Annotated in this window: 16 protein-coding genes; 13 read left to right on the top strand and 3 right to left on the bottom strand. The window is 35.4% G+C overall.

Annotated elements, in window-relative coordinates; genetic code table 11:
- The first annotated feature begins 73 nt into the window (after positions 1-73).
- Together BR65_RS06565 and BR65_RS06560 are read left to right on the top strand one after the other, a co-directional pair.
- Positions 74-841 carry a sugar phosphate isomerase/epimerase family protein gene (locus BR65_RS06565; protein ID WP_034537406.1) on the top strand — a complete coding sequence of 256 codons (768 nt, stop codon included), beginning with the start codon at positions 74-76 and terminating at the stop codon, positions 839-841.
- Between the two features lie 198 nt (positions 842-1,039).
- A complete protein-coding gene (locus BR65_RS06560) occupies positions 1,040-2,212 on the top strand; it encodes a hydroxymethylglutaryl-CoA synthase (protein ID WP_034537405.1) in 1,173 nt (390 codons plus the stop codon).
- A 130-nt stretch (positions 2,213-2,342) separates the two neighbouring features.
- Here BR65_RS06560 and BR65_RS06555 read toward each other — a convergent pair whose 3' ends face one another.
- Together BR65_RS06555 and BR65_RS06550 are read right to left on the bottom strand one after the other, a co-directional pair.
- Entirely contained in the window at positions 2,343-3,638 is a 1,296-nt protein-coding gene (locus tag BR65_RS06555; RefSeq protein ID WP_034537402.1) for a hydroxymethylglutaryl-CoA reductase, degradative, read from the bottom strand.
- Positions 3,639-3,931: 293 nt separating this feature from the next.
- Positions 3,932-4,537 carry a 50S ribosomal protein L25 gene (locus tag BR65_RS06550; protein WP_023178948.1) on the bottom strand — a complete coding sequence of 202 codons (606 nt, stop codon included), beginning with the start codon at positions 4,535-4,537 and terminating at the stop codon, positions 3,932-3,934.
- Positions 4,538-4,981: 444 nt separating this feature from the next.
- Between BR65_RS06550 and BR65_RS06545 the strand changes: the two genes are divergently transcribed.
- From BR65_RS06545 to BR65_RS06520, 6 genes are all read left to right on the top strand, one after another.
- Positions 4,982-5,749: a MurR/RpiR family transcriptional regulator gene (locus tag BR65_RS06545; protein WP_023178946.1), complete on the top strand. Its 768-nt coding sequence runs from the start codon at positions 4,982-4,984 to the stop codon at positions 5,747-5,749.
- A gap of 126 nt (positions 5,750-5,875) precedes the next feature.
- Entirely contained in the window at positions 5,876-7,483 is a 1,608-nt protein-coding gene (locus BR65_RS06540; protein WP_034537401.1) for a PTS transporter subunit EIIC, read from the top strand.
- A gap of 31 nt (positions 7,484-7,514) precedes the next feature.
- The gene (locus tag BR65_RS06535; RefSeq protein ID WP_023178943.1) at positions 7,515-8,840 is read left to right on the top strand and encodes a 6-phospho-alpha-glucosidase; all 1,326 of its coding nucleotides are present in this window, start codon (positions 7,515-7,517) and stop codon (positions 8,838-8,840) included.
- A 509-nt stretch (positions 8,841-9,349) separates the two neighbouring features.
- Positions 9,350-10,900 (top strand): gluconokinase, encoded by a 1,551-nt coding sequence (locus BR65_RS06530; protein WP_023178940.1) that lies wholly within the window; start codon positions 9,350-9,352, stop codon positions 10,898-10,900.
- A gap of 206 nt (positions 10,901-11,106) precedes the next feature.
- Positions 11,107-11,895: a threonine/serine exporter family protein gene (locus tag BR65_RS06525; RefSeq protein ID WP_023178938.1), complete on the top strand. Its 789-nt coding sequence runs from the start codon at positions 11,107-11,109 to the stop codon at positions 11,893-11,895.
- Positions 11,892-12,335: a threonine/serine exporter family protein gene (locus BR65_RS06520; protein WP_034537400.1), complete on the top strand. Its 444-nt coding sequence runs from the start codon at positions 11,892-11,894 to the stop codon at positions 12,333-12,335. Before BR65_RS06525 ends, BR65_RS06520 begins: the two co-directional genes overlap by 4 nt.
- Before the next feature lie 106 nt (positions 12,336-12,441).
- Here BR65_RS06520 and BR65_RS06515 read toward each other — a convergent pair whose 3' ends face one another.
- Positions 12,442-13,266, bottom strand: a complete 825-nt coding sequence (locus BR65_RS06515) for an aminotransferase class IV (RefSeq protein WP_034537398.1) — start codon at positions 13,264-13,266, stop codon at positions 12,442-12,444.
- A gap of 236 nt (positions 13,267-13,502) precedes the next feature.
- On the opposite strand from BR65_RS06515, the gene BR65_RS06510 reads away from it, so the two are divergent.
- From BR65_RS06510 to BR65_RS06490, 5 genes are read left to right on the top strand one after another with little or no spacing between them, the layout of a single operon-like run.
- Positions 13,503-14,594: an ABC transporter permease gene (locus BR65_RS06510; protein WP_034537394.1), complete on the top strand. Its 1,092-nt coding sequence runs from the start codon at positions 13,503-13,505 to the stop codon at positions 14,592-14,594.
- A 15-nt stretch (positions 14,595-14,609) separates the two neighbouring features.
- The gene (locus tag BR65_RS06505; RefSeq protein WP_034537393.1) at positions 14,610-15,281 is read left to right on the top strand and encodes an ABC transporter ATP-binding protein; all 672 of its coding nucleotides are present in this window, start codon (positions 14,610-14,612) and stop codon (positions 15,279-15,281) included.
- 40 nt (positions 15,282-15,321) lie between these two features.
- Complete coding sequence (locus BR65_RS06500) at positions 15,322-15,777, top strand: MarR family winged helix-turn-helix transcriptional regulator (protein WP_034537392.1); 456 nt, start codon at positions 15,322-15,324, stop codon at positions 15,775-15,777.
- A 56-nt stretch (positions 15,778-15,833) separates the two neighbouring features.
- Entirely contained in the window at positions 15,834-17,345 is a 1,512-nt protein-coding gene (locus BR65_RS06495) for a phytoene desaturase family protein (RefSeq protein WP_023178930.1), read from the top strand.
- Between the two features lie 44 nt (positions 17,346-17,389).
- On the top strand, positions 17,390-18,250 hold the full coding sequence (locus BR65_RS06490) for a phytoene/squalene synthase family protein (RefSeq protein ID WP_023178929.1): 861 nt from the start codon (positions 17,390-17,392) through the stop codon (positions 18,248-18,250).
- The last annotated feature ends 4 nt before the right edge of the window (positions 18,251-18,254 follow it).

Genomic DNA, 18,254 nt, shown 5'->3' with positions numbered 1-18,254 from the left:
ATCTATTCTTAATGGATTGCCATTTTTATTTTGAATAGGAATAATGTAGATGGATTTATTAAGGAGGATAAAAATGACAACTGAAACAATTGTAGTAAATATGTTGGTTTTTGATGAATTAGTTAAAGAAGGAAAGAGACAATTAGATTTTTTTGAAGGTCTCTCTCAATTAGCGATAAAAAAAATAGAAATTAGAAGAGATTACATCAAAGAGGAGTCTGAATTTAAAGACCTTAATGAAGCAGCAAAAAAATACGGTTTTGAATTGTTGTATTCTGTTCCAGAATTGCTTTATACAGATCAAATGATGACAGAGACAGAACTAAGATTATATGCAAAAGAAGCGTATGCGTTAGGGGCTAAACATTTGAAATTTGGAGCTGGATACGTTAAAGAAGTTTCGACAGAAGATGTTGTGACTTTAAATAATGTATTAAATGAATACGAAATCAATCATTTTACGATTGAAAATGGTCAGGAAAGTTATTCCACAGCGGATAAACTAAACCAAATAAGTATTCAATTAATTGAAAAAGGGGCAGCTGTTTCTCTAACATTTGATACTGGGAATTTCATGTATGTTCATGAAGATCCAGTTAAAAACGCAAAGCTTTTAAAAACCAATGTAACGTATGTCCATTTGAAAGATATCAAAGCAGGTACATTAGAAATGACCCTGTTAAATGAAGGCGATATTTCTATAGCAGAAGTACTTAAAGCATTTCCAAGCGATATCAATACAGCAATTGAATACCCATGTGGACATGATCCGTTAGACGTATTAAAAAAAGAAATAGATAAACTAACAGCTATTAAAGAAGCGATAGAAAAATTAAGATAAAAAAATAAATTGGTGTACTTCACTTTGAGACAAATTATTTTATTAAGCTTCTCTTTAGATTTAGTGCAAAGAGTTGTTTTTTTATTGGGAATAAATTATGATTTATTAGAAAGCTTAGTAGAAGAGGCCATTAGGCAGGTATACACTGAACTTACAGTTGTATAAGAGAAGTCATTAAATAAAAAAGGGGTCCTTTCTTTGAAAATTGGAGTAGACAAGATTGGTTTTTATGCACCGCATTTATATGTGGACATGAATAAATTGGCGGTAGCTAGAAATGTAGAACCAGAAAAATTCACCATTGGTATTGGTCAAGAAAAGATGGCAGTTGCTCCTATTACACAAGATCCAGTAACGTTAGCAGCCAATGCAGCTTTAACGATTCTAGATGATGAAGACAAAGAAAAAATCGATTTCGTTATTTTTGGTACAGAGTCAGGTATTGATAATTCTAAATCTGCAGCTGTCTATGTCCATCAGTTATTGGGCTTAAACCCGAATGCTCGATCGATCGAAGTCAAACAAGCTTGTTACGGAGCTACTGCAGGGATTCAAATGGCAAAAGGTCATATTGCCTTAAATCCAGAAAGCAAAGTTTTAGTATTAGGTTCTGATATTGCACGTTATGGATTAAATACTTCAGGAGAGTCTACTCAAGGAGCCGGTGCTGTTGCTATGGTTATCAGTGCAGATCCTAAGATATTGGCATTAGAAGATAAAAGTGCCTATCTAACTGCGGATATTATGGACTTTTGGCGTCCTGTTTATTCAGACAAAGCCTTTGTTGACGGCAAATTTTCAAATGAACAATACATTCACTTTTTCAATACAGTTTGGGAACAATACAAAGCTAAATCTGATTTAGGTTTAAATGATTTCGAAGCCATCTGTTTCCATTTGCCGTACACTAAAATGGGACTTAAAGCTTTGAGAACAGTATTAGAAGAAGCAGATGAAGCTGATCAAGAACGATTATTGGCTAACTACAAATCAAGCACAATGTATAACCGCAATGTTGGAAATATCTATACTGGTTCACTGTATCTGAGCTTAGTTTCTTTACTTGAACAAAGTGACCAGTTAAAAGATGGTGCTCGAATTGGGTTGTATAGTTACGGATCAGGTGCAGTAGGCGAATTCTTTACAGGTATTTTGCAACCAAACTACCGCGAATATCTGCAAGCAAAAAGTCATGCTGAATTGTTTGCTGCTAGAACAGAGGTCTCTATTGAAGAGTATGAAGCTGTTTTCCAAGAAACCGTTCCAGTTGATGGATCTACAGTAGAATTTGATGCGACAAAAGATACAGCAGCTATTTATTTAGCTGGTATAAAAGACAACATGCGTCAATATGTAAATAAAGCTAACTAACAGTAGGAAGTATAAATTCCTATCAAAAAACTTACGCTCATTTCTGATGATATCCTTCATCGAAAGTGAGCGTAAGTTTTTTGTGTTCTAGTGAAGTGAGATCAAGAGTTGGAATGAACTCTAAACGTTTTTACTCTTCTAAAGATAAAATTTCTTGAAGCAATTCTTTTGCAGTTGCTAAGTTCATGTTCTTAGCGTGTTTTAATTGTTCTGAGACTTGTTCAATGGCTTTTCCAGTAGCTCCTGCACTGATGGCTAAAGAGCGAGCTTGCAAGCCCATATGTCCTTTTTGGATTCCTTCAGTCACTAATGCTTTAAGTGCTGAAAAGTTTTGAGCCAATCCAACTGAAACAATCACCGCTTCTAATTCTTTGGCCGATTGGTATCCTAACAAGCGTTTGCTGAACTGAGCAGCAGGATGAATCGAAATCGAACCGCCAACTGATCCTACAGGCAAAGGCAACGTCAATTCACCAATCAAATCACCGTTCTCAGCTTTTTTCCAAGAAGAAAGAGCACGATACTGTCCACTGCGTGAGGCATAAGCATGAACTCCAGCAGAAATAGCCCGCCAGTCATTTCCAGAAGCTAAAACAACAGCATCGATACCATTCATGATGCCTTTATTATGAGTAACTGCACGGTAAGGGTCAACATAAGCTAGTTGTCCGGCTTCAATTAAACGGTCGCGTATGTCTTCGCCCGAAAAATCGTTTCTTTTTAGCAAATCAACTGAAATCTGACAAGTAGCTGTTGCCAAACACTCCGTTGCATAGTTAGAAAGAATGCTCATCAAAGCGGTACCACCGGTCAAAGTTTCAAGATACCCCGTAATGCCTTCCATCATTGTATTAATGATATTAGCTCCCATTGCCTCCATAGTCGCTATGTGTATATGCACGATTAAAAATTCAGGTGTTGCGGCTTCTTCATCCTGCTCAATAACGCGAATTGAAAGATCTTTTGCTCCTCCGCCACGATTAACGATAGAAGGGTGAGCGGCGTTGGCTTTTTTGAGAATATCTTTCTTATGGTTAGTCAAGTTGATTTTGGCAAGAGAGATATCAGGAATGTTTTTTAAGGCTACTTGCCCAATCATAATCCGTTCTGAAATAGTTGTTTTGAATCCGCCAGCTTGAGCGATAATTTTTGCTCCGGCACTGGCTGCTGCAATAACAGAAGGTTCTTCGATTGCCATCGGAACAACATAATCTTTTCCATCAATTAAAAAATTTAAAGCGGCTCCTAATGGAAGTTGGTAAGTAATTAAGTAATTTTCAATCATATTGTCAGCAAGTTCATCTGATAAAAGCAGACCTTCGTTTAGAAGCAAGTCATCAGAAGAGAGGATATTTGCGTCTACAAGAGCATCCATTCTTTCAGTGAGGCTTTTTTTATAAAATTTATCTAAATAGGCTTTGTCCATAATTGTATGCTCCTTGTGAATTCCTAATAACAAAAGTTTACCATAATCTTTCCTTAATTTCGTTAGTAAATATTTATTAGCTCAATCATTATTCACCATTCTTGCTGCAAATTTAGCTAAGAAGACTGAACTAACAGGTCTCTACAGTAGAATCTTTGGTACTAAATGCAAGAAAACTGAACTATCCGGCTACTATCCAATAATATTGGTTTGTGACATGAAATAAATAAAAAACCTCTTCTATCTAATGCCATTAAGCAAAAGATAAAAGAGGTCGCTGGATGTTTATTAAATTATACTTCTTCAGTTTCTCCAACTAGACTAGGTTCTGAAGCTTCTTCTGTAGTTTCTGGTTCTTCAACTGATGGTGGTAAAACACTAACAACAGATTGTTCAGCATCACTTAATACAGTGATATCTTTATCAACTTTAATATCAGAAACCGTTAATGCATCTCCAATTTCTAATTCACCAGCATCAACAGTGAATTCAGTTGGGATATTTGTTGGAAGAGTTTCAATTTCTAATTCGTTTAAAGTTTGAGAAACAATGCCTCGTTTAACATTTTCAGCATTTACTACACTAATTGGAACAGTAACTACTAATTTTTCACCTTTTTTAACAACTTGTAATTCAACATCTAAAATTTGATTTACTAAAGTTGCACTTTGAATTTCTTTAATAATAACTTGATGACTTTCACCATTTGGAACGGCAACATCAAAGATAGCATTTTTACCTAAAGTTTTTAAAACGTTATCCAAGTCTTTACCGTCTAATAGTACTGGGGTGCTCTCAAGACCCTTACCATTGATAACAGCTGTAACTTTCTTTTCTCTTCTGTCGCGGTTTGCTGCTGAAGATCCGACCTCTGTTCTTAAAGTAGCATTGATTTTCATAAATATTTTCCCCTTTCAACTAACGTGAATAGTGGTTAAAATAAACGAATTCTAATTAAATTAGAATACATTTTTTAAAACCCTTACATCTATTAGTGTAACAAAGAAACTCAAAAGAAGCTAATGTAAAGACTTTATCAAACAGATCATAGGATGACTTTTTATTTTTTTACTAAACTATTGAAAGTTGGAATTGCTGGTTTTAAGGAATAAAGGTAAACTAAACTTAATAAGAATAGAAAAAAATTAGTCTATATGAAATGAAACAAAACAGGTCTTATTCCATTTGTCGGATTATTAAATGCTGCTGGAATCAAATAGGGATTTATTTGACTAGATAAAATAGCGTTCATCCTGCATCAGTAGAATATAAGGTAAGTGCAAGATCATAGCTCAATACTATTAAAAATAGTTGACAGCCTCAGCTAATAGGAGTGAATAGAAGTGAATGATATTAGTAAATTAATTCAGGGAAAAAACTTATCAGAGCTAGATGAAAAAATTGTCCATTACATTATTGAACACATTGATGATATTTTAGAAAAAGGGGTGCGTGGCGTAGCAAAAGATAACTACACATCACCTTCTACCATTATCCGCTTAGCTAAGAAACTTGGCTACACAGGATTTATTGATTTATATTATCAGATTCTTCCAATGGTCAAGAAAGTAGAAGGTAGCCAAGCAGATAATGATGAAGACTTTTTACGTATTAGTCAGGAAGACTTTTTTAAAGAGAACAGCAGAGAAGATATTGAACAGTTTATTCAGCAAGTTTTGTATTTGAAACAAAAATACCTTTTTATTTATGCAACGGGATTTTCTGCAATAGCAGCGGAGTATTTGTATAAGAAATTATTGGTATTAGGTAAGAAAACAATCATTGCTACTGGAACAGATTCAATTGGTGTTTTTGAAAATAATTTGGAAGATATCGGAGCTCTTATTGTCATTTCAAAATCTGGCGAAACACAGCTGGTTATTGATAAATTACTTGTAGCAAAAGAACAAAACATTTTTACAGTCACCTTTACAAAAGAAACCACAAATCGAGCAGCAGAAATATCTGATTTGAACTTTAAAATTATTGATAACAACAAATTGGATGACCGAAATATGCTGCCCAATAGTTTCTTCCCTAGATTACTAATGTTAGTAGAATTCATTTTTAAAACGTATCTTGATGATATGCAACAAAAAATCAATCAATAGACCGAAACGTGTTTCAAAAAAGCGAAACACGTTTTTTATATACCCAAAATCGTATACAATAAATCGCTTTCAAGATAAACTAGCATTATCAAAAGAAATGAAACAATAAAAGTGGGAGGTAAAAATATGAAAGAGAAATTGATGGATGGTATGCAGCGGTTTTCAAAAGCCATGTTTATACCAGTATTAATTTTACCAATTGCAGGGATTCTGATTGCGATCGGGAATTTATTCACAAATGCAAAGTTGATTGAAACCGTTCCCTTTTTGAATAATCCTATTACGATGGGGTTTGGCGCAATTTTATCTGGATCATTGGTTTCAATTTTAAGTAACCTTGGTTTAGTTTTTTGTATGGGGTTAGCAGTTGGTTTAGCTAAGAAGAAAAAATCAGAGGCAGGATTTACTGCTGTATTGGGTTATTTAGTTTTTATTAACGCAATGAACAAATTTATGGAGCTTAGTGGAATACTGTTTGAAGGAGAATCGTTACAAGGTACTGGACAAACAATGGTATTAGGCGTCCAAGTACTCGATATGGGTGTTTTTCTTGGTATTATTTTAGGAATTGTAACAGCAATCGTACACAATAAATTCTGTGAAAAAGAATTTAACAATGCTTTTCAAATTTATGGCGGAACACGATTCGTATTCATCATGTTGATTCCAGTAGTGGTTTTATTGGCAATTGCATTTACGTACATTTGGCCGTTCTTCCAAAGCGGCATCAATAGTTTAGGAACATTGATCAATCAAAGTGGAAACTTCGGTATCTTCCTATATGGAACATTGGAGCGCTTATTGATTCCAACAGGATTGCATCACTTAGTTTACACACCTTTCTTGTATACCTCATTAGGTGGCATCCAAGAAGTTGGAGGACAACTTTTTGAAGGAGCTAGAAATATCTACTTTGCAGAAATTGCAGATCCTTCAGTTAGTATCTTGTCTCCAAGTGTTATCTGGGACGCACGTGGAATTTCTAAAATGTTTGGACTAATCGGGGCATGTTTAGCTATGTATCATACAGCCAGCCCAGAAAATAAAGGGAAAGCAAAAGCTATTTTGATCCCAGCAGTCGTTACTTCATTTGTAGCGGGTGTGACAGAGCCAATCGAATTTTCATTTATGTTTGTAGCACCGTTGCTATTTGTGGTTCATGCGGTATTAAGTGGACTGAGCATGGTTGTTTTAAATTTATTAAGTGTAAGAGCTATCGGACCCAACGGCTTTATCGATTTCTTATTGTACAATGTACCACTAGGAATTGAAAAAACAGGCTGGCCAATGTATATCTTAGTCGGACTGGTATTCTTTGTTATTTATTACTTCACATTCCGTTTCTTGATTACTAAATTTAAGTATAAAACCATTGGGCGTGAAGAGACTGGTCAAGAAACAAAACTCTATTCTAAGAGTGAATACAATGAAAGCAAAGGTAAAAAAGCAACTACTAATGAAGCTCAACCCCAAGCAGAGACTAGTTTAGCCAGCACGATCGTTGCAGCTCTTGGCGGGCCAGACAATATCAATACGGTAACCAATTGTTATACCCGTTTGAGGTTAACTTTAGACAAGCCGGATAAAGTCGATGAGTTAGCGTTAAAAAATGACACTGGAGCAAGCGGAGTAATCATTAAAGATCACAATGTACAAGTCGTATATGGTTTGCAAGTGAATAGCGTCAGAAAAGCTGTCGATCAGTATCTAGGAAGAGAATCAGAAGAAGAATAAAATTGGATAAACTGAAAGGAAGTAATTAAAAATGAAAAAATTCTCAATTGTGATTGCAGGAGGCGGAAGTACGTTTACGCCAGGAATCGTTATGATGATGTTGGATAATATCGACCGTTTTCCAATTCGGACGTTAAAACTATATGACAATGATGGAGAACGGCAAGCGATCCTAGGAGAAGCTTTAGAAATCTTATTGAAAGAACAAGCTCCTGATATTGATTTTTCTTATACCACTGATCCAGAAACCGCATTTACGGATGTTGATTTTTGTATGGCTCATATTCGTGTTGGAAAATACGCTATGCGTGAACAAGATGAAAAAATTCCATTAAATCATGGTGTAGTTGGACAAGAAACTTGCGGACCAGGCGGAATCGCTTATGGGATGAGAAGTATTGGTGGCATGATGGAAATTATTGACTACATGGAAAAATATTCTCCTGACTGCTGGATGTTAAACTATTCTAATCCAGCTGCAATTGTGGCTGAAGCTTGCCGCGTGATGCGCCCAAACGCTAAAGTATTGAATATTTGCGACATGCCAGTAGGTACGTTAAGAAGAATGTCTCAGATCATTGATAAAGAACCAAAAGACTTAGAAGTTCGTTACTTTGGACTAAACCACTTTGGCTGGTGGACAAGTGTTAAAGATAAAGAAGGACATGAATATTTGCCGCAAATTCGCGAATATGTTGCTGAGAATGGTTATTTAACAAAAGTTGAAGTTGATACACAGCATATGGATCAAAGCTGGCAAGAAACGCATAAAAAAGCTAAAGATTTATTAGCAGTTAATCCTAGATATTTACCAAATACGTATTTAAAATACTACTTGTTTCCAGACTATGAAGTAAACCATTCAAGCTGTACGTATTCACGTGCGAATGAAGTAATGGACGGCAGAGAGAAAACAGTCTTCACGGCAGCTAAAAAAATTGTTGAAAAAGGTACTGCTGAAAACAGTGGATTTACAATTGACAGTCATGCATCGTTTATTGTTGATTTAGCACGTGCCATTGCATTCAATACACATGAAAGAATGTTGATGATCGTAGAAAATAATGGTGCCATTGCAAACTTTGATGATGACGCAATGGTAGAAGTACCTTGTATCGTAGGCAGCGATGGTCCAGAACCATTAGCTCAAGGGAAAATTCCAGCTTTTGAAAAAGCTTTGATGCATCAACAAGTAACAGTAGAAAAATTAGTAGTAGAAGCTTACATTACTGGAAGTTATCAAACATTATGGCAAGCTTTAACACTTTCAAAAATAATTCCAAGTGCGGAAGTTGCTAAAAATGTATTGGATGATTTAATCGTAGCCAATAAAGGATTCTGGCCAGAATTAAGTTAACTAGGTATAATAAAGTATGGCAAGAAAATGTGGAACTTGTTCCCTTTTCTTGCTTTTTTACTGAGAATTAACTAACGAAAGCATTTTTACTAATGGGGGAAGAATCAGTATAGAAGAGGAGGATTGGATCAGGAAAAATGGAATGAAGTTAGCAGGACATTTAGCGACTTCAAATCAGCAATTTATGGGGTGTGATGAAATCGATTGCAGAAGGATTTGATGTGTTGTATCATTCTAACTATGAGTATGATTTAACGAATGTAGCAAAAGGAAGGGAACAATAGTAATAGTTCAGTTATCTGAAGTTGATTAATGGAATGGACTCAATCGGCTTTTGAGAAAGACAATGGACCGTTGTAAAGGCTCTTCAATTGCCTGTTCCTGTAATTGCACAATCGTTAATAGTCCGTTTTAACGCAACAACTTAAGATTTTTTTTGAGAAAAAATAGTCGCATCATTGTGCAATGAATTCGAAGAATATTCGGTTCAAAGCAAGGAGGATTAAGAAATGATAAATCAGCAAAGGTATACCATTGGAGTTGATATTGGTACTACAAGTACGAAAGCCGTTTTGTACCAAGAAGATCTTCAAGTAGTAGATAGTACATATGTTGGATATGACATTATTCAAACTGAACCTGGGATGGCAGAACAAGACCCAAAGGCCATTTTTCAGGCTGTACTATCGGTTATTCGAACATTAATGGAAAAAGATACTAGTATTAAAGAGAAAGTTGATTTTATTTCTTTCTCCAGTGCTATGCACAGTGTAATCGTTATAGACGAAAAAAATGAACTTTTAACAAATTGTCTAACGTGGGCAGATAACCGTTCAACTGAATTAGTTACACAGTTAAAAGCCAATACAGACTGGAAAGCATTGTACCAAAAAACAGGTACGCCTATTCATTCCATGACGCCACTTAGCAAGATCATCTGGTTAAAGGAATACCATCCTGCTATTTTAAAAAAAGCTAAAAAAATTATTGGTATAAAAGAATACATTCTCTATCAATTAACTGGCGAATATAAAATTGATTACTCACTTGCTTCAGCTACAGGGTTATTTAATATCCATGAATTAGCATGGGATCAAGATATTCTAAAGCTGTTTGGAATAGAAGCATCTATTTTATCTGAACCTGTAGACGTTACATATAGATGGCCAGCGATCCAAGAAAAGTATGCAGACGAAATGAGTATTAGTGCAGCAACGGACTTAGTTATTGGAGCAAGCGATGGGTGTTTATCTAACCTTGGAGTAGGAGCAATGAATCCGGGCGAGACAGCAATCACCATTGGTACTAGTGGAGCCATTCGAATGGTCACCAATCATATTGTTTTAGATACTGAGGGCAGAACATTTTGTTATTATCTATCTAAGGGACGTTGGGTAATCGGAGGTGCTGTCAATAACGGCGGGAACGTAATGGCTTGGCTTACTGCGGTGCTTTACCCAGAAGGAAGTCTTTTAGTAGATAACGGCGTAGAAACAAGATTAGAACAACTTAATCGATTGGCTGAAATCATTCAGCCTGGAGCAGAAGGATTGTACTTCTTACCTTATTTAAATGGCGAACGCGCACCGTTGTGGGAATCCCAAGCAACAGGTAGTTACATCGGTTTAGCAGCTCACCATACGACTGGTCACATGGTTCGTGCTGCAATGGAAGGCGTATTATTTAACCTGCATGATGTCTGGCAAATCATTCAGGAAGTAGGAGGACTTTCTAAAACAATCAAGGTAACTGGTGGTTTTTTAAACTCTCCTTTATGGAAACAAATGATTGCAGATATATTTGGCAGGCCAATGCAACAGCCGACCAGTTTTGAAAGCTCTTGTCTAGGTGCAGTCTTGATTGGGAAAGATAGCGAAGAAACTGCTGAACAAACTTTGCTGCAAGAAAATAGAGTGTTGGTAGAAGGCATAACCGAATCGAAAATATGGATGCAACCAAATCAACCTATAGTAGAAAAATATCAAAAAATTATTCCAACCTATCAAAAATTGGCTAAAGAGATGAGCAATGTTCGCAAAGTTTTAAGTGAAACGAATTAGGTTATTCCTCATTATCTTAAACAGTACAATTCATTTTAACAGCGCAAACGCAAAAAACAGAGCGAGATTTCTTGCTCTGTTTTTTGCGTTTGCGTTCAATTACCTAAAAACTAGGACTATAAAGGTTCTTGGGGATAATAAAAAATATGCTATACTAAATTAAAAATGGGAATGAAATATAGGACTAAATTGGGGGTGACAGCTAAGTGGAAAAAGATAAGGGACACGATATGGATTATAAAACACTAATGGATGTGGCTATTCTTGCAGGGAAAATTATGTTGGAAAGCAATGCTGAAACGTATCGTGTAGAAGATACAATGAACCATATTTTAAAAACGTCCAAATTTGAAACGACTGAAGCCTTCGCAATTGCCACTGGCTTAGTAGCAACGTTAGATGATCCTAGTATTGAAGATCCTATTACAATTGTTAAACGGATAAATTCGCGAGACACAAATTTAAATAAAATTGCTAATGTAAATACTATCTCACGGCAGTTGACGAGCAAAGAAATTAAGCTTTCAGAAGCTTATGAAGCTCTACAAAAAATAGGCGGAGAACAGTATAAGCAACTGTATAAAGATTTCGCTATTTCTGCTTTAGCGGCTTCATTTGCTTTATTGTTAGGCGGGGGTATTTTTGAAATCATAGCTGCTGGAATCAACGGCGGTTTTTTGGCACTTGTATTAAAAGGAGAAAAAAAGTTGGATATGGGGCCTTTTGTGCGTAATGTTTTATCTTCTGCCGTTATATCGGTAGTTGCAGGTTTGATGCAAGCATTTGTCTTTTCTACTCTGAGTATCAACTTAGTTATTATAGGAACTATTATGCCATTGGTACCCGGAACAGCAATTACAAATGCCATTCGAGATACGCTACAAGGAGATTACATGTCTGGTGGAGCTAAGGCCTTAGAAGCTTTTGTTATTGCGTTGTCTATTGCTTTAGGTGTTGCAATCGGATTAATTCTTATTGGGGGTGCAATCTTTTGATTAGTCAGATTATTGGTGCCTTCTTAGCAGTAGTTTCAGCTGCTGTTATTTTAGAATCACCTAAAAGATACGTCTTTACAGCAGCTTCTGTGGGAGCTGTAGGATGGGGAATCTATCTCGTATGTCTGGAACCATTTGGATCTGTTTCGGCTACTTATATTTCAGGTTTGGTGATTTCTATCCTGTCACATATTTATTCGCGTATTTTTAAAGTTCCTGTAACCATCTTCTTTTTACCTGGTTTTTTTCCTCTAGTTCCAGGGTCAGGTATGTATTTGACCGTTTATGAATTTATCCAGGGCAATACTAATACAGCTCAAGAACATCTTCAAAACACGATTCAAATTGCAGGAATGATTGCTTTAGCTATTTTTACGATTGATACAGTCTTTAAAGTAATAAAAAAAGTTCAACAACTAAAAGCAGAACGAGTCACATAAAAAAGCCCTGAACGCAAATTGCGCTCAGGGCTAAATTAATTATAGCGTTTTATCATTTTTATCATTGGTAGAGCAATAAGCAAATTTAACTTGAATTTATGGAAGACTATCGAGTAAGTTTGTGTTCTTTGATATAGGTTTCAACCAGTCGATCATATTCAATCATTAAAGCTTGAATAACGGGGTCGGACGTAGAGTTTAAGACCCTATCTCCAATTGAACGAATAGGTAAAATATTGTTTCCCGTCCCTGTAATAAAAGCGCCATTAATCTCATTTAGTTTTTTGACCGGTATGGTTTCTTCTATTACATCAATTCCTAATGTGCCACACAACATCAAAGTTTTTTTTCTAACGATCCCAAGTAAAACATCGTTAGCAGGAGAAGTGTAGATTTTTTTGTTATGGACAATAAATAAATTTGAACGACTGCCTTCTGTTACATGATCTTGTTGGTCAACAAGTAAAACTTCGTAAGCGTGTTGTTTTTCCCGTTCATCTAAAACAACTTGCTGATATTCTGTTCTCAAAACTTTAATATTTGGATCAGGTCGTTCGAGCTTTAATAGCGTTGTGTGCATACCATTTATATAATAATCTTTGGGCGGATAAATAGAACGAGTGAAGAAAATTAACAGCCCGGCCGATTGATTTAAAATCATTTTAATATTTTGATCGCTAACTTGATTAACAGATATCAACTGGTAAATACGGTCAGTTAATGCTTTATCAAAATCTGTTAAATTCAAACCGGTCGCAGCAGCTGACTTTTTAAATCGATCCAAATGGTCTTCTAAAAAAAGAGGAATACTTTGTTGGACACGTATCACTTCGTAAATGTTTTTTCCATCCAACTGGCTAAAAACCCTAGCATCGGCTGTGGATTTTAGATCGTTATTTATAAAATAAAAAGCTTGTTCTACTTGTTCCATAATAATCTCCTTTTTGTATAAACCTTTTGTTAACAGATGTCTTTTCTATTGTAATCAACTAATAAGAGAGTTAGCAAGATTTTTTGTCATTTAGTTAATGAATAAAATAAATTTAAGAAGTGTAAGTCAAAAAGCTTTACTTTGTAAAGTGTTCTCTGTAATGTATATCGTGTAAGATGTATTAATTGAAATTGTTAAAGTATGTAACGAATATTGCATACATAGGAGGAGATAAAATGTTTTTAGCATGGAAAGAGATTAAACATTCAAAAACAAGATTTGCATTAATTATTGGGGTTATGGTTTTAGTATCTTATCTAGTGTATTTTTTAACAGGTTTAGCTTACGGTTTAGCGCAAGATAATCGTACAAGTGTTGATAAATGGGAAGCAGATGCTATTGTTTTAACAGATGAGTCCAACCAAAATATCAATATGTCTATGATGACGATTGGAGAAACAGAAGATATTTCCGCAGATGAAACAGCATTACTTGGTTTGGCTTCAAGCGTTATTCGTAAAGAAGGCGAAACTGGAGAAGACGCTAAAACGAATGTAACTTTTTTTGGGATTGATCCTGATGAGTTTATTATGCCGGAAGTAATAGAAGGTAAGCCTTTTGAAAATGATGATGAAGTAGTTGCAGATATCAGTTTGAAAGAAGAAGAAGGCATTGAACTGGGCGACACAGTCCAACTTGCTGGGAGTGATAAAGAAGTAGAAGTGGTAGGTTTTACAGAAAATGCTAAGTTTAATGTAGCTCCTGTTTTGTATACAACGATCGCTTCTTATCAAGAAGTTCGTTTTGAGGCTGCTGATGATTCTGAAGATGGACGAATCAGTGCAGTCGTAGTAAGAGATTCAACTGAAGATCTTGACGAAATAGTTGGAGATTCAGAAGATCTAGTATCATACTCTATTGGCGACTATATCAACAATATTCCAGGATACAGTGCACAAGTATTAACCTTTGGATTGATGATTGGATTCTTGATCGTTATTGCAGCAGTTGTTATCGGTATCTTTATATATGTATTAACGCTACAAAAAACAAGCATGTTTGGTGTGATGAAAGCTCAAGGGATATCTTCAGGCTATATTGCTAAATCAGTAGTAGCTCAGACATTCTTACTTTCAGCTATTGGAGTTGGTATTGGTTTACTATTGACTGTGGTTACATCCTTCGTATTGCCTGCAACCGTCCCTTACAGCACAAACTGGGTATTTTTCATTAGTATAACAGCCTTATTGATTATTGTTGCTGTTTTAGGAGCTTTATTCTCAGTACGAACAGTTGTTAAAATCGATCCATTAGAAGCAATCGGATAATAGGAGGAATGAGAAATGAAATTAATTGAATTAGATAATGTCAGCCGTTCATTCGGTGAAGGACATACAAAAATTGAAGCACTAAAGAATACTAGTTTCTCTGTAGAAGAGGGCGAATTTGTTGCTATTATCGGTCCTAGTGGATCAGGAAAGAGTACCTTGCTGACCATTATTGGTGGCTTGCAAACTCCTTCAAATGGAACAGTAGAAATCAATGAAAAACCGTTTAGTGATGTTAGTGAAAAAGAACGTGCAGCATTACGATTTAAAGAAATCGGCTTTATTTTGCAAGCTTCAAATTTAGTTCCATTTTTGACCGTGAAAGATCAACTTAATTTGGTAAATAAAGTTGAAAAAACAAAAGTGAAGAAAGAAAAACAAAAAAAACTATTAGATGAGTTAGGGATTTATGATTTGAAAGATAAATACCCAAGTGATTTGTCCGGTGGGGAACGTCAACGTGTAGCAATTGCTCGTGCATTGTATCATGAACCTTCAGTTATTTTAGCAGATGAACCAACGGCTAGTCTGGATTCTGAAAAGGCATTTGAAGTAGTTGAAATTTTAGCACGAGAAACAAAAAATAAGAAAAAAGCAACCATTATGGTAACCCATGATGAACGATTGATTGACCATTGTGACAAAGTATATGTTATGAAAGACGGCGTATTAACGTTAAGAGAATAAAAATAAATCTATTACAGATTAAGAAGGTTGGCGTTGATAAATGGATGAAACAGTATTTGTTCGCTCTTTAGAAGAACAGTTATGTTTTGAAGTATATAGAGCTTCAAATGGTTTTTCAAGAATGTACGGAAGAGCATTAAAACCATTTGGGTTAACATTTCCGCAGTATCTTGTACTATTGGCCCTATGGGATGAAGACCATGTCTTTATAAAAAATATCAGTGACCGTATTGGGATGAGTATTGGAACAATGAATCCAATTCTTAATCGTTTAGCCACTCAAGGATGGATCGAAAAAGTAACATCTGATATTGATAAGCGTGCAGTAGTGGTTACATTGACTGAAAAGAGTCAGAACGAAAAAAAAGCAATCTCAAAAGCAATCTTAAATGAGATCATTAATTGTGATATGACAGACATCAATAATGATGCTTTCTTAAATGGATTAAAAGCATTAAATAGAGAATTTGATCATTTAGAAGAGGACAGTGAATAAACTGATTTAGGGGATAAGATCTTTTTAGCGATGCTGGAGAAGAAAAGAGGGATTATTTGACAAAAAAGGTAGCCGTTATTGGAGCTGGTGTAGCCGGTTTAGCTAGTGCTATTCGGTTGCAACATGAAGGATATGAAGTAGAGTTATTTGAAAAAGAAGCCATTCCAGGTGGGAAAATGAATCGTATTGAAAAAGATGGTTATACATTTGATCTAGGTCCAAGCCTCGTGATGATGCCGGAGATTTATAAAGAAGTTTTCGAATTGGCGGGAAGAGATCCAGATGATTATATTCCTATGACAAGACTAGATCCTATGTATTCTGCCTTCTTTGGCCCAGATGAAAAAGATAGATATGATGTATCCTCAGATCTCGTTACATTGATAGCTTCACTGGAAAATCTTAGTGATGAAGATGCTAAAGGATTTTTAAGTTACTTGCAAGATATTTATGGACGTTTTATCGTAGCAAAAGATCACTTTTTGCAACGACCTTTCAGAAGTGCGTTAGATTTTTATAATCCATTTATGATCAAGCAAGCGCTGAAGTTGAAAACATTTGATACTGCCAGTCATTCTATCGGTAAATTCGTAAAGGATAAACGAATGCAGCAAATGTTGAGCTTTCAAACTTTATATATAGGCGTTTCACCCAATAATGGACCTTCTCTTTATTCGATCATTCCAATGATTGAATTCCTTTACGGTGTTTGGTTTATTAAAGGCGGTATGTACACAATGGCTAAGTCAATGGAACGTTTATTTTTAGAATTAGGCGGAAAAGTGAATTATAATACGCCTGTAGAACGTATTTTGATCCAAGATAAAAAAGCTTATGGAATCCAACTGCAAAATAAAAAGGTTCTAACTGATTTTGTTTTATGTAACGCGGATTTCCCTTATGCTATCAAAAATTTGGTTCAAGACAAAGCTGCAAAAGGCAAATATACTGATAAAAAAATTGACAGTATGAAGTATTCTTGTTCTTGTTTTATCCTGTACCTAGGTATGGATCGTAAATATGATCAGGTTGAACAATTGCATAATTTTGTGTTTACAGAAGATCTAGATAAAAATCTTGAAGATATTTTTGATGGGAAATTATTAGATAAACCTTCTTACTATTTATATATGGCTTCAAAAATGGATCAATCTATGGCACCAGAAGGCAAAGAAGGTTTGTATCTGTTGGTTCCAGTTTCGGATCTATCAACAGCAGATTACGAATGGAATGAAGAAACGGTTCAGTATTATCGTTCGCAAGTCTTAAATTCACTTAAAACATTAAAAGGTTTTGAAAATGTTGAAAATGAGATCGTATCGGAAACGTATATGACACCTTTAGATTTTGAAGAAAAATTCAATGCGTATAATGGGGCTTGTTTTGGTTTAAGACCTAATTTGCTGCAAAGCAATCATTTTCGTCCACAAGCAAAAGCAAAGAATTGTGAAAATCTTTATTTTGCCGGAAGTAGTACCCATCCAGGAGCAGGAGTTCCTATCGTATTGTTGTCTGCCAAAATAGCTGTAGAAGAATTATTGTTAGATGATCGTGGAGTTAAAGCATGATGGTTTAAAAAAAGTAGATTATCAAAAGTTAGGAGGGTCGGAATATGGAATTAAACAAACAAGAAACCATAAAACAAGATTATCAGTACTGTGAAAACATTATTAAACAGCACTCCAAAAGTTTTTATTATGCTTTCTCACGTTTGCCTAAGGCTAAGGCACAAGCCATATTTGCTATTTACGCCTTTTGCAGGCGGGCCGATGATGATGTAGATTTAGCAGAAACAACCCAAGAACAGTTAGCTGCAGTTGATGCACTTGAAAAAGAATTGGCCTTATTTGAAAGTGGAAAACCAATTGATCACCCTGCTTGGAGAGCTTTAGCAGATGTGTTTGAACGATACGATATGGATATTCAGCCGTTTTATTATCAATTAACTGGTCAAAAAATGGATGTGCAATTTAGCATGCCTGAAACGATGTCAGGATTAGAAAAGTATTGTTTTTATGTAGCCGGCTCAGTTGGGCTTATGTTATTGCCTGTTTTAGCTTCTGAAACAAATAAAGATCTTACTCAAACAGCGATCGATCTAGGAGTAGCCATGCAGCTGACCAATATATTGAGAGACGTTGGCGAAGATTTTCAAAATATTGGACGTGTGTATCTCCCGGTTTCAGAATTAGAAAAGGAAAATTATTCTGTTCGAGAGTTGGGGAAAAAAGAAGTTACTGATAAATTTATCCGTATCTGGGAAAGATTAGCTCAACGTGCTGAAGAATTATATGATAAAGTTCAACCTGACTATCGTTATTTTGATGAAGATAGCCGTTTACCGGTTGAATTATCAGCTAATGTCTATAAAGGGCTGTTAAATGCGGTACGAAAAAATAAGTACGATTGTTTTACAAAACGCAATTATGTTTCTAAAATGGAGATGCAGCGTATTTACCAAGCAATAAAATAAGGAA

This window comes from Carnobacterium inhibens subsp. inhibens DSM 13024 (genome assembly GCF_000746825.1).
In the GTDB taxonomy this organism is placed as follows: Bacteria; Bacillota; Bacilli; order Lactobacillales; family Carnobacteriaceae; genus Carnobacterium_B; species Carnobacterium_B inhibens.
The sequence above is the reverse complement of the archived record's forward strand: the minus strand, read 5'-3'. Positions and strand labels throughout refer to the sequence as shown.

What these genes read in the sequence shown, in the direction of transcription:
- BR65_RS06490 (WP_023178929.1), top strand. Translation starts at nt 17,390, where the DNA reads ATGGAATTAAACAAACAAGAAACCATAAAACAAGATTATCAGTACTGT.
- BR65_RS06565 (WP_034537406.1), top strand. Translation starts at nt 74, where the DNA reads ATGACAACTGAAACAATTGTAGTAAATATGTTGGTTTTTGATGAATTA.
- BR65_RS06535 (WP_023178943.1), top strand. Translation starts at nt 7,515, where the DNA reads ATGAAAAAATTCTCAATTGTGATTGCAGGAGGCGGAAGTACGTTTACG.
- BR65_RS06555 (WP_034537402.1), bottom strand. Translation starts at nt 3,638, where the DNA reads ATGGACAAAGCCTATTTAGATAAATTTTATAAAAAAAGCCTCACTGAA.
- BR65_RS06510 (WP_034537394.1), top strand. Translation starts at nt 13,503, where the DNA reads ATGTTTTTAGCATGGAAAGAGATTAAACATTCAAAAACAAGATTTGCA.
- BR65_RS06515 (WP_034537398.1), bottom strand. Translation starts at nt 13,266, where the DNA reads ATGGAACAAGTAGAACAAGCTTTTTATTTTATAAATAACGATCTAAAA.
- BR65_RS06505 (WP_034537393.1), top strand. Translation starts at nt 14,610, where the DNA reads ATGAAATTAATTGAATTAGATAATGTCAGCCGTTCATTCGGTGAAGGA.
- BR65_RS06500 (WP_034537392.1), top strand. Translation starts at nt 15,322, where the DNA reads ATGGATGAAACAGTATTTGTTCGCTCTTTAGAAGAACAGTTATGTTTT.
- BR65_RS06550 (WP_023178948.1), bottom strand. Translation starts at nt 4,537, where the DNA reads ATGAAAATCAATGCTACTTTAAGAACAGAGGTCGGATCTTCAGCAGCA.
- BR65_RS06530 (WP_023178940.1), top strand. Translation starts at nt 9,350, where the DNA reads ATGATAAATCAGCAAAGGTATACCATTGGAGTTGATATTGGTACTACA.
- BR65_RS06540 (WP_034537401.1), top strand. Translation starts at nt 5,876, where the DNA reads ATGAAAGAGAAATTGATGGATGGTATGCAGCGGTTTTCAAAAGCCATG.